10 protein-coding genes are annotated in these 15,295 nt (G+C 73.9%); 3 read left to right on the top strand and 7 right to left on the bottom strand.

The window, feature by feature from the left end; all coding sequences use genetic code 11:
- The first annotated feature begins 51 nt into the window (after positions 1-51).
- From BXA10_RS00105 to BXA10_RS00115, 3 genes are all read left to right on the top strand, one after another.
- The gene (locus BXA10_RS00105; protein WP_076466496.1) at positions 52-1,032 is read left to right on the top strand and encodes a helix-turn-helix domain-containing protein; all 981 of its coding nucleotides are present in this window, start codon (positions 52-54) and stop codon (positions 1,030-1,032) included.
- Positions 1,033-1,104: 72 nt separating this feature from the next.
- Positions 1,105-1,344 (top strand): DUF397 domain-containing protein, encoded by a 240-nt coding sequence (locus BXA10_RS00110; RefSeq protein ID WP_076466497.1) that lies wholly within the window; start codon positions 1,105-1,107, stop codon positions 1,342-1,344.
- 212 nt (positions 1,345-1,556) lie between these two features.
- On the top strand, positions 1,557-1,820 hold the full coding sequence (locus tag BXA10_RS00115; RefSeq protein ID WP_076466498.1) for a hypothetical protein: 264 nt from the start codon (positions 1,557-1,559) through the stop codon (positions 1,818-1,820).
- Between the two features lie 147 nt (positions 1,821-1,967).
- On the opposite strand, the gene nudC is transcribed toward BXA10_RS00115, so the two are convergent.
- The 7 genes from nudC to BXA10_RS00150 form a co-directional block, all read right to left on the bottom strand.
- Positions 1,968-2,930, bottom strand: a complete 963-nt coding sequence (gene nudC, locus BXA10_RS00120) for an NAD(+) diphosphatase (protein WP_076466499.1) — start codon at positions 2,928-2,930, stop codon at positions 1,968-1,970.
- Positions 2,931-2,985: 55 nt separating this feature from the next.
- Complete coding sequence (locus BXA10_RS00125; protein ID WP_076466500.1) at positions 2,986-4,317, bottom strand: M16 family metallopeptidase; 1,332 nt, start codon at positions 4,315-4,317, stop codon at positions 2,986-2,988.
- An 83-nt stretch (positions 4,318-4,400) separates the two neighbouring features.
- Positions 4,401-5,711 (bottom strand): M16 family metallopeptidase, encoded by a 1,311-nt coding sequence (locus tag BXA10_RS00130; protein ID WP_076466501.1) that lies wholly within the window; start codon positions 5,709-5,711, stop codon positions 4,401-4,403.
- Positions 5,712-5,829: 118 nt separating this feature from the next.
- On the bottom strand, positions 5,830-7,161 hold the full coding sequence (locus tag BXA10_RS00135) for a DEAD/DEAH box helicase (protein ID WP_076466502.1): 1,332 nt from the start codon (positions 7,159-7,161) through the stop codon (positions 5,830-5,832).
- A 193-nt stretch (positions 7,162-7,354) separates the two neighbouring features.
- The gene (gene cspE / locus BXA10_RS00140) at positions 7,355-7,558 is read right to left on the bottom strand and encodes a transcription antiterminator/RNA stability regulator CspE (protein ID WP_076466503.1); all 204 of its coding nucleotides are present in this window, start codon (positions 7,556-7,558) and stop codon (positions 7,355-7,357) included.
- Between the two features lie 197 nt (positions 7,559-7,755).
- Positions 7,756-11,295: an ATP-dependent helicase gene (locus tag BXA10_RS00145; RefSeq protein WP_076467263.1), complete on the bottom strand. Its 3,540-nt coding sequence runs from the start codon at positions 11,293-11,295 to the stop codon at positions 7,756-7,758.
- A 2-nt stretch (positions 11,296-11,297) separates the two neighbouring features.
- A complete protein-coding gene (locus BXA10_RS00150; protein WP_076466504.1) occupies positions 11,298-15,203 on the bottom strand; it encodes an ATP-dependent helicase in 3,906 nt (1,301 codons plus the stop codon).
- Between the last annotated feature and the right edge of the window lie 92 nt (positions 15,204-15,295).

Genomic DNA, 15,295 nt, shown 5'->3' on the forward strand with positions numbered 1-15,295 from the left:
TTCATACAGTTACCGTCGCGTCTGCGGCGGTCGATGGGAAAGAGGACACCGTTGCCTCCTGCCTCACCCAGCCCGATCCTGCGTCGCCGCAGGTTGGGCACCGAGCTGCGCCGGCTGCGCGAGGCCGCGGGTCTCACCGGAGACCAGGTCATCGAGCGGATCGGCTGGGCATCCGCGTCCAAACTGTCCCGTCTGGAGAACGGCCGCAGCCGGCCGGACCCGGAGGACGTCCGGACCCTGCTCGACCTCTACGGGGCCGACGAGTCGCTGCACGACGAGCTGCTCGGCATCACCCTGGAGGCCGGCGACATGCGCGGCTGGCTGAAGAACTTCCCGGTCATGACCCAGCAGCAGCGGAGCTTCGCCGAGCTGGAGGCGGGCTGCGCCGAGATCTCGGAGTACAACCCGGTGCTCGTTCCCGGGCTGCTCCAGACGGCCGGCTACGCGGGCGTCCGGATCGTCTCGGCCCGGCAGGTCGGCAACCAAGCCGGCGATCCCGAGCCCACAGAGGATCCGGAGACCGAGGTGCAGGCCCGGCTCGCCCGGCAGTCGCTGCTCGTGCGGGAGTACGACGCCCCCCGCTACACGGCGGTCATCGAGGAGGCGGCGCTCGGGCACCGGGCCGGACCGCCCGAGGTGCTCCACGAGCAACTGGTCCAACTCTGCGAGCTGGCCATGCTGCCGAACGTCACCCTGCACGTGCTGCTCCGCGAGGCCCGGGTCGGCGACTGGTACCTCCCGCCGACCGCGTTCTCCCTCTACCGGTTCGCCGATCCGCTCGATCCGGAGACGGTCGCCATCGAAGGCGGCTTCACCGACGTCATGTCGACCGACGCAAAAACCCTGAATCGCTATAAAGTGGTGTTCGAGTGGCTATGCACGGCGGCGCTTCCCGCCTCGGACACCCTCTCCTGGCTGATCGAGGCGACGGGACGGCTGACCGGGACGGCATCCCCGTCCACCGTGGCGTACGGGTCGGCAACGGCGCCGGTCCAACGCCGCCGGCAACCGGGGCGGCTGACGGACAGGTGATCCACGGGGGACCCTCCGTCGGTGCGTGCGGCACCACTCGTCCCATCGGAGCGGTTCGAATGGAGCAGAACCATGAACGAGATCCGCAACAACCTGTCCGTCCCCGCCCGACAGCTGGCGGACGCCCCGTGGCGCAAGAGCACCCGTAGCCAGACCTCCAACTGCGTGGAGGTCGCCCCGGTGGGCAGCGGCCCGGCTGCCATCGCCCTGCGGGACAGCAAGGACCCGCACGGTCCCGTGCTGCTGTTCAACCGCGCCGGCTGGCTCGGCTTCATCGCGGGCGCGAAGGAGGGCCAGTTCGATCTGAACTGATCTGGCGCACGAAGCGGGGCCGCCGGCAGGACGCCGGCGGCCCCGTCGCGTCAATGCCCGACCCGGCGCTGACCAGGGCTCCCCTGATCGGACGACACTCCGAACCAATCGTCGAGTTTCACTTGCTGAGACGAACACGGGGCGTAACATGACGACTGAGTGACGTGGAACTTCCACACCGGCTCACCAGTCGCGGTTCATCGGAGACCCCCATGCGGTTCCTGATCGTTCGCACCGACATCCGTACCGTCGCCGACGGCGACATCGCCGCCGCCTGGGCCGGCGGCCACCGGTTGCGGGACGAGACGACCGCGCCCGAGCCACGCCGGCAGGTCGTGCACGCCGAGGACCGCGAGGCCGCCCTGCACCTGGCCCGCGCCCTGGCCTCGGTAGGGGCGGTCCGCGCCGGCAGGCAACGAATCAAGGTGCTGCCGCTCGCCGACTACCGACCCGCCTACCGAGCCCGGCAAACCTGAAGCGTCCGTCGTGGCCGGACCGGCTCCCCCGCCGCGTTCATCGCCCACCGACCACGACGGCCCGTGTTCCCGGCCCGTGACCGCCGCGGCAACGACGGTCACGGGCCGGGGCCGCATCCGGCGCCACCAGAACGACAGCTCCGACGCTCAACGCGGCCCGGCCTCCACCCAGCCGTCCAGCCAACGGTGGATCAGGAACAGCGCGATCGACGCGGGAGGCGGCAGCACCAGCCGCGCTCCCCCGCCCACGTCCACCGCCCGGCCGGCCAACGCCGCGCCGATCTCCGCCCGGGTGAACCAGCGGGCATACGCGATCTCAGTGGGGTCGACCCGCACCGGGTGCTCCGGGTCGGCGGTGGCCAGGAAACCGAGCATCAACGAGCCCGGGAACGGCCATGACTGGCTCCCGACGTACGTGATGTCGTCGACCCCGACGGCGACCTCCTCGCGAACCTCGCGCAGCACGGCGGCCTCGGCCGACTCCCCCGGCTCGATGTAGCCAGCGAGGCAGGAGAAGCGCCGCTGCCCGGGGGTGCTCGGCCAGGCGGCGTTGTTGCCCAGCAGACACCGCCCCTCCAGGCCTGGCACCCCGTCGTGCACCAGCACGATCATCGCCGGGTCGGTACGCGGCCAGACCCGATCGCCGTCCCGGTCGATCCGGGACCAACCCGCCTCGTCCATCTCGGTCGGCGCGCCGCTGACCGACGAGTAGACGTGCCGGATGTGCCAGTTGAGCAACGCCAACGCGGTGGTGTACAACCCGGCGTCCCGGTCGTCGAGCAGATGGCCGACGTCGCGCAGACCGACCACCCGGGTGCCGGCCAGTTCCGGCAGCGGGACGTCGACCGCGAAGATCGGCACTCCGTCCTCCTCGACCCCGAGGAACATCGCACCCGCCTCGCTGCCCGCCGGAAGCTCGTCGGCGCCGAACAGGACGAGCGCCGGCGGGTTGGCGTCCGTACGCACCAGCGTCCGGCCCTCCGCCGTGGAGTCCAGCACCAGCACCCGGCCGCGCAGCCACGCCTCGGCCAGCCAGACCCGGTCGGTACGGCGGTGCGCCGCCCGGTCCAGCGTGGAGCGGGCGAGTGGTGGCGCGACCTCCCCACTCATGCCGTCGGCTCCCCTCGGTCGGTACCTACCCGAGGCTGCACCGCGCTGCGCTCGTTCATGCCGTCTCGACCGAGGTCAGCGCGGCCAGCGACGGGGCGATCCGCTCGGCGTCGCCGAGCACCACGGTCACCGCGTTCGCCGGGGCGAGGTAGCGGGCCGCCGCCTCGGCCACGTCCCCCACAGTGGCCTTCGCCAGCCGGGCGGCGTGCTCGGCCAGGAAATCCAGCCGCAGGTCGCTGCCGGCGTACGCGCTCACGAGGGCGGCCAGGCCGGCCTGGGTGGACATGCCGAGCTGGAGCGTGCCGAGAGCGTACTGGCGGGCCTGCTCCAGCTCCTCCTCCTTCGGCGGCAGCGAGGCGAGCCGGCCCAACTCGTACATCGTCTCGAGCAGCGCCGGGCCGGTCACCTCGGTGGCCACCTCGGCGGCGGCGACCAGCACCGACCCGGCCACCGAATGTTCGACAAGCGAGTGCGGGCCGTAGGTGTAACCCTTGTCCTCGCGGATGTTCTCGACCCAACGCGAGGAGAAGTAGCCGCCGAAGATCAGGTTGGCGAGCTGCAGAGCCGCGTGGTCCGGGTGGGTGCGGGGCACCGCCGGCAGGGCGACCCGCAGCGACGACTGCACCGACCCCGGCCGGTCGACCAGCAGCAGCGGGCCCGGCTCGAGTGCCGGAGCGGGCGGCAGCTCGACCGCCTGTCCGTCACCCTTCCAGCCGGACAGCGCCTGCTCTGCGGCGTCCAGCGCACGGTCGGGGTGGACGTCGCCGACCAGCACCAGCACCGCGCCGGCCGGGTGCACCCGCTCGGCGTGCAGCCGGCGCAGGACGGGCGGGCGAACGGCACGGACCTGGTCCGGCTCCGGCGTCTGCACCGCGTACGGGTGCCGGCCGTAGATCCGCTTGAGCAACGCGGTCCGAGCCAGGTGGCCGGGCTGGCTCTGAGCCACCTGGATCCGGTCGACCAGACGGTCCCGCTCGGTCTCCACCCAGTCACCCGGGTAGGTGGCTCCGGTGAGCACGTCGGCGAGCAACTCCAGCATCCGGCCCAGGCCGGAGACCAGACTCGCCCCGGACAACATGAGCCGGTCCGGATCGACTCCGGCGGCGAGGCCGCCACCCACCTTCTGCAACTCCGCGGCGATCTGGGTCGCGGTGTGGGTCTCCGTGCCGGAGAGGATGGTCTGCGCGAGCATCGCCCCACGGGCCAGGTGCGTACGCCCGAAGGGCACCCAGAGCCGCAGCTCGACCAGGGGCACCGCCGGGCGGCGTACGGCGATCACGGTGAGGCCGTTGGCCAGCGTGCGCTCCGCCTGCTTCGGCAGCTTGAGCTTGCGCGTCGGACCGAGCGGCGGCAGGGTCCGCTGCGCGGGCTCGACAGTTGCCGTCACCGCGTTCTCCTCACTCCTCGCGCTCACCGGACTCTTCTTCGTTCGCGACTGCGGGGCTCGCGAACCCGGCTCACTCCTCGCGCTCACCGGGCGCCGCCGGCGATTACCTCGATCGAGGCGCGGCGCTGCGGCCGCAGGGTGGCGGCGGCGGCGCGTACCTGCTCGTCGGTGACCTCGCCGACCAGCCGGGGCAGGTCGTTCAGCAGGCCGGGCTCACCGCGCTGCTGCTCCAGCACCGCCATCCGCAGGGCGCGGCCGAGCACCGCGTCGGTGTCCCGCAACAGGTGGGTGGCCATGCGGGCCTGGGTACGGGCCAACTCCCCCTCGGTCAACCCGTCGGTGGCCAGCCGGTCCAGTTCCTCGTCCACCGTGCGCAGCACCTTCTCCACGTCGCCGCCCGGAGGCAGGTGGGCCTGGAGCAGCAGCGCCGTCGGGTCGCGGACGTCGAAGGGGTCGCCCATGAAGCCGAGGTAGCCGCCGACGCTGGTGACCGCCCGGTCCCGCTGCACCAGCCGCTCGACCAGCCGGGAGGCGTCACCGTCGGTGAGCACCTCGGCCAGCACCACGTACGGCAGGTAGCCGAGGAAATCGGTGATCGGGTCGGGTACCCGCCAGGCGCTGGCGACCGCCGGCAGCGGGGCGAGCTTGTCGGTGTACGAGGTGCGCCGCTCGGCGGTCAGGTCGGGCTCGGTGAAGTCGGGGCGCTGCGGCGCGGGACGCGCCGGCACGTCCCCGAAGTGCCGCTCGATGAGTCTGGTCGCCTCGGCCACGTCGATGTCGCCGCTGACGGCCAGCACCGCGTTGCCGCTGGCGTAGTAGCGCCGGAAGAAATCCGCCGCGTCGGCGACGGTGGCCGACTCCAGGTCGTCGAAGGAGCCGTAGCCGTCGTGCGCGTTCGGGAACGTGTCGAACATGACCGGCGGCAGGGTCAGCCAGGGGAACCCGCCGTACGGTCGGTTGAGCACATTGACCCGAATCTCCTCCTTGACCACGTCCACCTGGTTGCGGAGGTTCTCCTCGGTCAGCCGGGGGCCACGCATCCGGTCGGCTTCCAGGAAGAGCGCGCGCTCGAGCGCGTTGCTCGGCAGCGTCTCGAAGTAGTCGGTGTAGTCGAGGTGTGTGGAGCCGTTGAAGGTGCCACCCGCGCCTTGGACGTGCCGGAAGTGAGCCAGCTTCTCCAGGTTCTCCGAGCCCTGGAACATGAGGTGCTCGAAGAGATGGGCGAAGCCGGTGCGCCCCTCCGGTTCGGAGCGGATGCCGACGTCGTAGACGACGGCGACCCCGATGACCGGGGCGCTCCGGTCCGGGGTGAGGACCACCCGCAGGCCGTTGTCGAGGTTGAACCGCTCGACTGGATATCTGGTCGCTGGAATTCTCGATCTCCGCGCCGTCACGTGACCGACCCTAGCGCGTCGGCACCTCCGCCACCTGTGACCTTCGACAGCCGCCGCGACCGGGGTATCTCACCGTGCGGGCGGGCCGGCGGACCCGAACGCGAGGGCCGGCACGGTGTCAGGCCCCGCGTGGACGGTGCGGGCGACGCGACCGCCCCGACGCGCGGTGCGCGGAACGGCTCGGCCGCCCACCTTCCTCGGTCGCCCCGGCCGTCGCCCGGCCGGCGGAGCGGTTGGCCGGCGCGGGTGCCGGCGGCGGGGCGATCGTCACCGGCACGCCGGACGGTTCCCGCGCCCCGGTCAGCCGGTCCAGCGCGTCGTCGCCGGGGCGTACCTGGACGGACTCGGGACGGATACCGGCCGTGGCCATGAGACGGGAGACGTCCCGGCGCTGTTCCGGCACGACCAGAGTCACCACCCGTCCGGACTGCCCGGCGCGGGCGGTACGACCACCCCGGTGCAGGTAGTCCTTCGCCTCGGTGGGCGGGTCCACGTTGACCACCAGGTCCAGCCCGTCGACGTGGATGCCGCGGGCTGCCACGTCCGTGGCGACCAGGGCGCTCACCTGCCCGGTGCGGAACTGCTCCAGGATCCGGGTGCGTTGGGGCTGCGACTTGCCGCCGTGCAGCGCCGCCGCGCGTACGCCCCGGGACAGCAGCTGACGGGCGAGCCGGTCGGCCCGGTGCTTGGTGCCGAGGAACAGGATGGTGCGCCCTTCACGGGCGGCGATCCGGGTGACCGCGGCCGCCTTCTCCGCCGCGTCGACGTGCAACACGTGGTGGGTCATCGCGGTGACGGTGGCGGTCCCCGGGTCGACCGAGTGCGACACCGGGTCGCTCAGGAAACGGCGGACCAGCCGGTCCACGCCACCGTCCAGCGTGGCGGAGAAGAGCATCCGTTGCCCGTCCGGAGCGACCTGCTCCAGCAGCTTCGTGACCTGCGGCAGGAAGCCCATGTCGGCCATCTGGTCGGCCTCGTCGAGCACGGTCACCTGGACCTGGTCCAGGCGGGCGTCACCGCGGTTGATCAGGTCGTGCAGCCGGCCGGGCGTGGCCACCAGCACCTCCGCCCCGGCACGCAGCGTGTCCGCCTGCCGCTGCAACGACAGGCCCCCGACCACCGTCGCGCAACGCAGACCGACCGCGCGGGCGTACGGGACGAGCGCCGTGGTGACCTGCTGGGCGAGCTCGCGGGTCGGCACCAGCACCAGCGCCAGCGGACGGCCCGGACGGGCCCGGTGGCCGGCGGTCCGGTGCAGCAGCGCAAGCCCGAAGGCGAGGGTCTTGCCAGAGCCGGTACGGCCCCGGCCGAGCACGTCCCGGCCGGCGAGCGAGTCGGGCAGGGTGGCCGACTGGATGGGGAACGGCTCGGTGATGCCCTGTGCCGACAGGGCGGCGAGCAGGGCCGGAGCCAGGCCGGTACCGGCGAACGACGGAATGACGGCAGTCAAAGGAAGCCTTCCTCGAGGCGGCACGTGTCGAGGAAGGCGCCTGGACGGCGCTGTCGCCGGTGCGGCGGAGCCGCCGGCGGTCGCAAGCACGAACCGAATGGAGTACGGAGCCGGCCCGCCGCGCACGGCGGCGGGCCGGTCACCGTCACCGCGCCCCGATGGGCGCGGTGGATGGTGCGGTGTTACCCGACGATCAGAGCGGGCGGATGTTGGCCGCCTGCGGGCCCTTCTGGCCCTGCGTCACCTCGAACTCGACCCGCTGGTTCTCGTCCAGGCTCCGGTAGCCGGAGGACTGGATCGCCGAGAAGTGCGCGAAGACGTCGGCGCCGCCGTCGTCCGGGGTGATGAACCCGAAGCCCTTGTCAGCGTTGAACCACTTGACCGTGCCAATTGCCATGTTTCGTCTCCTTGACGGAACGTCGGACCCACACCTGCTGCGGGCCCGGAGGAGCGCCCCACGCCGAATCGCGTCGAGCGCCTGTCGCTGCTGGTCGCCCCGCCCGGAGAACTCCGGACACAACAAAGTGCGCCTGGGGCCACAATCCACCAGGCGCACACAGAGTCTCTGGTAACCAAAACTGCAACAGCTCCAACCTACCACGAACGGGCGTGCGGTGTACCACCTTCCACAACTTCCGGCACGGCGACGATCAGCGCCGCCAACCCGGCCACGTCGAGCAGGTCCGCGGGCCGGGCCGTCACCCCGTCCCGTACGTAGTGGAATGCAGCGCCCACCCGGTCGACCGGCACCCCGGCCAGCTCCGCCCAGGCCATCCGGTAGACGGCCAGTTGCACGGCTGCCGCCTCCGCCGCCGCACCCGTGGGCTGCGCGCCGGTCTTCCAGTCCACCACGTCGTACCGCCCGCCCGGGCGGCTGAATACCGCGTCCATCCGCCCCCGGACCACCACCCCGGCGATCACCGTGGCGAACGGAACCTCCACCTCGACCGGCACCCGATCGGCCCACTCACTCGCCAGGAAGCGCTCCTGCAGCTCGGTGAGGGCCTCGTCCGGGGCGGCGTCCGCGTCGGCCGCGCCCGGCAGCTCATCCAGGTCGAGCAGCCGGTCCGCGCCGAACCGCTGCTCCAGCCAGGTGTGGAAGGCGGTGCCCCGGCGGGCGTACGGGTTCGGTGGGCTGGGTGTCGGGCGGCGCAGCGTACGGGCCAGCCCGGCCGGGTCACGGCGCAGCGCCACCAGTTGGGTGACGGTCAGCTGACCGGGCAGCGCCACGTCGACCACCCCCGTGGCCCGAGTCAGCTCGGCCCGCTCGGCCAGCAGCAGATCGACCTCGCGCCGCCAGCGTGCCACCTCCGGATCGTCCGCCATCGGATCCGGCGCGGCGTCGCCCCCGGCCGCGCCCTCCCGCGCCTCGGCCGGCGCACCGTCGTGCGCGTCAATCGGCGCACCGTCGTGCGCGTCGTCGAGGCGGGTCGACGAGGCGTCGGCCGCCTCACGCGGGCGGTCCGCTCCCGCGTCGTCCTGCGGCCCGTCGGTCAGGAACCGCCGGACCATCGCGGCTGCCTCGGCCAGCGCCGGCCGGCGCGTGCCCAACGGGTCGGCCGGCCACTCCGCCCGAAGCACCACTTCGGTGGTGGGGTTCACCGCATCCGGCGCCGGCTCGGAGGCCCAGACGTCGATCAGGTGGCCCGGCCCGCCGTCCAAACAGGCATCGTGCACCTCGCGCAGGAAGACCGACGGGCCGCGGGCCCGTTTGGTCCCCTCCCCCCACCAGTAGCCGGAGCAGAGCAGCAGACGCCGGGGACGGGTCACCGCGACGTACGCCAGCCGCCGTTCCTCACGCTCGTCGTGCGCCCGCCAGTCGTCGGTGAAGTCGGTCAACGCCCGGGCCACGCCACGTTGGTCGGTCACCTCGGTGAGGTCCAACCGGGGCAGGCCGCCGGCGTCACCGCGCAGCGGGAAAGGGAGTACGCCCAGCCCACCGAGCCAGTGGTCGGAGTTGCGGACCAGACCCGGCCAGACGCCACGCGTGAGGCCGGCGACCGCCACCACGTCCCACTCCAGACCCTTGGCCGCGTGCGCGGTGAGCACCTGCACCGCGCCCTCGACGACCTCGACCTCGCCCGGGCTGAGGCCACGCTCCTCGTCCTCCGCGGCGGCCAGGTACGCCAGGAACGCCGAGAGCGTCGCCCCCGGCGTCTCGCCGCTGAACCGCGCGGCCACGTCGCCGAGCGCGTCCAGGTGACCGCGGGCCAGACCGGCGTCGCCCGTGCCGTCGCGACCGGCCCGGACCGCCACCTCCACGTCCAGGCCGATGGTCCGCTCGACATCCGCGATCAGATCCGGTAGCGACTGGTCGAGCCGGTAGCGGAGCAGCGCCAACTCCCGGCCGTACGCGCGCAGCCGTGCGTAGCCCTCCGCCGAGTACGCCTGCGCCGGTCCGAGGTCGGCCAGCGCCTCGACGAGCGTCGCCTCGTCCAACTGGTCCGGCGTGATCTCGGGCGTACCGTCCGTGGCGAGTTGACGCCGGGCCCCCGCGATGGCGCGGGCCCGGCGGTGCAGCGCCACCAGGTCACGCGGCCCGATCCGCCAGCGCGCGCCGGTGAGCAGTCGCAGCAGCGCCGCACCGTCGGTCGGGTCGGCCAGCACCCGCAGAGTGCAGACCACGTCCCGCACCTCCGGGGTGTCCAGCAGACCACCCAGGCCCACCACCTCGACGGGCAGGCCCCGTTCACGCAGCGCCGACTCGATCGCCGGGATCTGGCTGCGCACCCGGACCAGCACGGCGGTCGTCGGCCGCTGGGCCACCGGAATGTGCTCGGGCAGCGCTTCGGGCATCCGGGCCGCACCCCGCCAGGCCGCCAGCACGCTGTCGGCGATCCACGCCGCCTCGTCGGCGTACGTCTCGAGCAGCGCGCAGTGCACGGTGCCGCCTGCTGCGCCGCGGGGGCTGCGGTGCGGAATCGGGTCACGTACGGTGTGCGCGGCGTGCAGCTCCGGCACCCGTGCACCCGCGGCCCGCAGCGGCGTGGCCAGCGCGTTCGCCACCCCGAGGATCTCCGGGCGGTTGCGCCAACTGGTGGTGAGGCTGAGCGCGGGAGCGGGCGTACCGTCACGGCGCGCGAACTCGGCGGGGAACCGGTCCAGCGTGCCCGCCGACGCTCCCCGCCAGCCGTAGATCGATTGACACGGGTCACCGACCGCCGTCACCGGGTGCCCGCCGCCGAACAGGGCGGTGAGCAACACCACCTGGGCGTGGCTCGTGTCCTGGTACTCGTCGAGCAGCACCACCCGGTAACGGTCCCGCTCGATCACCCCGACCGCCGGGTGGTCCCGCGCCACCCGGGCGGCCCGGGCCAACTGGTCGGCGAAGTCCATCGCCTCGAAGTCGTCCTTGCGCCGGGCGTACGCGCGGACCAGCGGAAGCAGCTTGAGACGGGTCTGCTGGAGTTGGAGCGCCTTGCGCACGTCGGCGTAGACCCGGCCCGGGCGGGTCTGTATCTCCGCGAAGAACCGGCCGGTCCAGGCGGCCAGTTCGTCCGGATCGACCAGGTGCTCGTCCAGCTCACCGGCGAGCGCCAGCACCGCGTCGGTGATGGTGCTCGGCATCCTGTCCACCGCGGACATGTCGCCGTCGAAGTTACGCACCAGCAGGTCCACCAACTGCCAGCGGGACGCCTCGGTGAGCAGCCGGGTGGACGGCTCGTAACCGGCGCGAAGCCCGTGCTCGGTGACGATCCGCCCGGCGTACGAGTGGTAGGTGGCGATCGTCGGCTCACCGGCGAGCGGATCGTCCAGCGGATCCCGCTGCCGCCGCCCGAGACGCCGGATCAGCTGGTCGAGCCGGGTACGGACGCGGTGTGCCAGCTCCCCGGCGGCCTTTCGGGTGAACGTCAGCCCGAGCACCTGCTCCGGGCGGACGTACGAGTTGGCCACCAGCCAGACCACCCGGGCGGCCATCGTCTCCGTCTTGCCGGACCCGGCGCCCGCGACCACCAGCAGCGGCTCCACCGGTGCGGAGATGATCGCCGCCTGTTCCCGGGTGGGTGCCGGTAGCCGCAGTAGCCGGGCCAGCTCGACCGGGGTGTACCGGGGGCCGGCGTCGGCCACCCGGGGTGCCGGGGTGGCGGTGCCGAACAGGGCGGTCTGGCCCTCGTTCGCGGCTGCGGGGCTCAAGCTCACTCCCCACGTTCCGGTTTCCCCTGACGACGGACGGCCGGCGGTTCGACGACCTGGCGTCCCTGCCCGGAGACCGGGCAGCTGGTACGCACCGGACAGACCCGGCACTTCGAGTTCGCCACCGCGGCGAAGGTGGCGGCAGCCATCGTATCGGCGGTACGTCGCACCAGCGCGGTCGCCCAGCCGGCCTCCGGTCCCTGCGCGGCCGGCGGCTGGCTCTGCTCCTTGGCGTCCTTCGCCGTCGTGCCCAGCTGCACCAGGGCGGCACCGCCGGACTCGTCACCGAAGTCGGCGAACGCCCCGGCCTCGACCGCCGCCTGGTACGCGCCCAGCTGCGGATGCTCGGCCAGGTCGCTGCCGGTCACCGCCGTGGACTTGCCGGTCTTCAGATCGACCACCACGAGGCGCCCGTCGGCGTCGACCTCCAGCCGGTCCACCCGGCCGACCAGGTCGACCGGGCGGTGCGGGTCGTCCAGGCGAACGGCGAACTCGTGCTCGATGGCGAGCAGCCGGCGCGGGTTGCCGGCCAGCCAGCGGAGGAGCTTGTCGACCATCGCCTCGGCACGCGACCGCTCCGGCCCGGCCATCCAGCGCGCGGCCAGCTCGATCGCGTCGAACCTGGCGGCCACGTAGTCGAGCAGCGCGCCCCGGTCGGCGCTGGCGTCCTCGGCGAGCATCGCGGCGGCGTGCACCAGGTTGCCCACTCCCTGCGCGGTACTGGCCGGCGCGCTGCCGCCGTGCCGCTCCAGCAGCCAGCGCAGGCTGCACCGCAGCGCGCTCTCCATCGCCGACGGGGTCACCCGGACCGGCTCGCCCTCGTCCACCAGCGGCCGGTCGTCGGAGAGCCCGCGAAGCCCCCACCAGTCGTCCGGGTGCGCGCCGGACACCCCGGCGGCCGCCAGCCGGGCCAGCTCGGCCGCCGCGGCGCGCCGCCGGGCGTACGGGGCCGCCGGGTCGACCACCACCGTACGCAGTTCGGCGACGACGGCCGGCAACGTGAGCGCCCGGGGAGGCCGGGTGACGGGCAACTCGGCGGGTCGGCCGGCCACGGCGCGGACGCGGTCGTCCTGGTCCTCGCCCGACGCACGATCGTCCCGGTTCTCGCCGGACGCGGCCCGATCCTTCGGGCCGTCCTCGGGCCGGGGCCGCGGGCCGGGCGGAGCCGGCTCCACGCCGGGCGGGGTCGGGTCCTCGCCCGACGGAATCGGATCGACGCCGGACAGGGCCGGGTCTTCGCTCAACAGGGTCGGGTCCTCGCCCGACGGGTTCGGATCGACACCCAGCGAGGTCGGGCCGACGCCCGGCGGGTTCGGGTCGACGCCCGGCGGGTTCGGGCCGTCGCCGGGCGGGTTCGGGCCGTCGCCGGGCGGGTTCGGGCCGTCGCCGGGCGGGTTCGGGCCGTCGCCGGGCGGGTCGACCGGCCCGAGCTCGTACAGGAACCGGCTCGGCTGTTCCTCGTGGTCGTCCCCGCCCACCGCCGCCGAGGCGACCGCGCTGACCAGCAGCCGGCGCCGGGCGCGGCTCACCGCGACATGGAACAGCCGCCGCTCCTCGTCGAGCAGGGCCGAGGTCTGCCCGACCACCGTCGCCACGTTGCCCCCGTCGACGGCGCGGCCGGCGAGCACGTCGACCAGCCGCTCGGAGCCGAGCAGGCTGCCCCGCAACCGCAGGTCGGGCCAGACCCCCTCCTGCACACCGGCGACCGCGACCACATCCCACTCCAGGCCCTTGGCCGCGTGCGCGGTGAGCAGCCGGACGGCGTCGCCCCGATCGGCGGTCGGGGCAAGGGTGTCGGCCGGCAACTCCTGGCCGAGCACGTGGTCGAGGAACACCTCCGTACGCGCGCCGGGCAACCGGTCGGTGAACCGGGCCGCCGCGTCGAAGAGCACCATCACCGCGTCGAGGTCCCGGTCGGCGGCCTCGGCGCGGCGCCGCCGGGCGACGTCTCCCTCGCCGGGCACCGGTCGCCCCCGGGTGATCGCGCCGGCCCACCGCTCGGCCAGCCCGCTGGCCTGCCAGACCGCCCAGAGCACGTCCTCGACCGTCGCGCCGGGGCGTTCGGCCGCCTCCCGTGCGCCGGCCAGCAACCCCGCCACGGTCTGCGCCGGTTCGGCCCAGCGCCGGTCGATACCGGCCAGCGCCGCCGGGTCCCGCAGCGCATCGACGAGCAGCTCGCCGGAGGGCCGCCGATCACCGGCGGCCAGCGCCAGGGCGCGCAGGCCCTGCCGCAGCCGACGCTCGGCCAGCGGATCGGCCCCGCCGAGCGGCGAGTGCAGCAACGCGACCGCCGCCTCCTCGTCGAGCCGTTCCGGCTCGAGCGCGCAACGCAGCAGCAGGAGCAGCGGCGCGACCGCCGGTTGCAGGTGCAGCGGCAGGTCCTCGCCGTGCACGACCGTCGGCACCCCGGCGGCGTGCAGGGCCCGTCGCAGGGTGGGCAACTGGAGCGCGGTCGACCGGAGCAGCACCGCCATCTCCGACCAGGGAACCCCGTCGAGCAGGTGCGCCGCACGCAACGTATACGCGAGCCAGGCCGCCTCGCTGGTCGCCGAGCGGAACGTGTGCACCTCCACCGCCCCGGGCGCCGCCTCGGGCAGCGGCCTCAGCCTGCGGTGCGCGGCCGGGCCACGCAGCCGGCGGGCGACCCGACCGGCCGCGGCCAGCAGCCGTGAGCCGGCCCGGTAGGAGGTGGCGAGCAGCACCTGCGCCGCCGGCGCGCCGGACGCCGTCCGGAACCGGTGCGGGAACGTGGTCACCCCGGCCGGGTCGGCGCCGCGGAAGGCGTACGTGGACGAATCCGGATCGGCGAAGGCGATCAGGGACTTGCCACCGCCGGCGACCACGGCGAGCAGGTCCAGCTGGGCGGGGTCGGTGTCGGCCAGCTCGTCGACGTAGACGTACGCCAGTCGGCGCCGCTCGGCCGCGAGCAGCTCCTCGTCGTCGCGCAGCATCCCGGTGGCGGCCCGGACCAGCTCGGCCGGGTCGTACGCGATCGAGCCGCGGTTGCTCACGTCGCGCAGCGCCAGAACGGCAACGTACTCCCGCAGGAACCGCGCGGCGGCCGGCCAGTCGGCGCGCCCGAGCTTCTCGCCGAGGCGGGCCAGCTCGACCGGGCCGACCCCGCGTTCCGCGGCGCGCATCAGCAGGTCCCGCAACTGGGCGGCGAAGGCCCGCGTGCGCAGCGCCGGTCGTAGGTCCTCCGGCCAACCGACGGGGTCGTCCTCCGGCTCCTCGCCGACCACGTCGAGCAGTTCGCGGATGATGAGATCCTGCTCTGGACCGGTGAGCAGCCGGGGTGACGGCTCGCCCCGCTCGGCGGCGGCCCGGCGGAGCAAGCCGAACGCGTACGCCGGGAACGTGCGGACCAGCGGCTCACGGAGCACCCGGTGGCCGTCGCGGGCCACCCGGGCCTCGATCCGGTGGCGCAGCGCGGTGGCCCCCCTGCGGCTGAAGGTGAGCACCAGGATGCGCTCGGGGTCGACCCCCTCCGCCACCCGCGCGGCTACCGCTTCGACGAGCGTGCTGGTCTTGCCGGTGCCCGGTCCACCCAGCACCAGCATCGGCCCGTCGGTGTGCCCGATCACCTCCGCCTGCACCGGGTCGGCCCGCCACGTCGACCCGTCGCCCGGGTGCCACGGCCGGCCATCCGAGCGCTCATCCGCGGCCGACCCCGGATCGGCGCCATCGCGCCGAGCTCGGCCCGGCCGATCACCTGCCGGCCGCGCCGACGTGCCATTCCCGGCGGCCACACCGGACGCAGTCAGCAAGCCCCCGTCACCCGACTCACCGGGCAGGGCGGCACCGTCACCCGACCCCTTGGGCAGGGCTGCCCCGCCAGCCGACCCACCGGGCCGGCTGAGCCCGTCGGTCGGCCCTGCGGGCCGACGCACCAACCGGTACGCCTGCATCAGCTCATCCCACCACGCCCCTACGACACCCCCACCCCCGCCACCCCACCACCCACCCGAATGCCGGGTGATCATGAAGTTGTTGCGCCGAC

Origin of the sequence: Micromonospora avicenniae, assembly GCF_900156065.1 — a bacterium.
GTDB classification, from domain to species: Bacteria; Actinomycetota; Actinomycetes; order Mycobacteriales; family Micromonosporaceae; genus Micromonospora; species Micromonospora avicenniae.

Coding starts and splice junctions, on each gene's coding strand:
- BXA10_RS00110 (WP_076466497.1), top strand. CDS start 1,105: ATGAACGAGATCCGCAACAACCTGTCCGTCCCCGCCCGACAGCTGGCG.
- cspE (WP_076466503.1), bottom strand. CDS start 7,558: ATGGCAATTGGCACGGTCAAGTGGTTCAACGCTGACAAGGGCTTCGGG.
- BXA10_RS00115 (WP_076466498.1), top strand. CDS start 1,557: ATGCGGTTCCTGATCGTTCGCACCGACATCCGTACCGTCGCCGACGGC.
- nudC (WP_076466499.1), bottom strand. CDS start 2,930: ATGAGTGGGGAGGTCGCGCCACCACTCGCCCGCTCCACGCTGGACCGG.
- BXA10_RS00150 (WP_076466504.1), bottom strand. CDS start 15,203: ATGCAGGCGTACCGGTTGGTGCGTCGGCCCGCAGGGCCGACCGACGGG.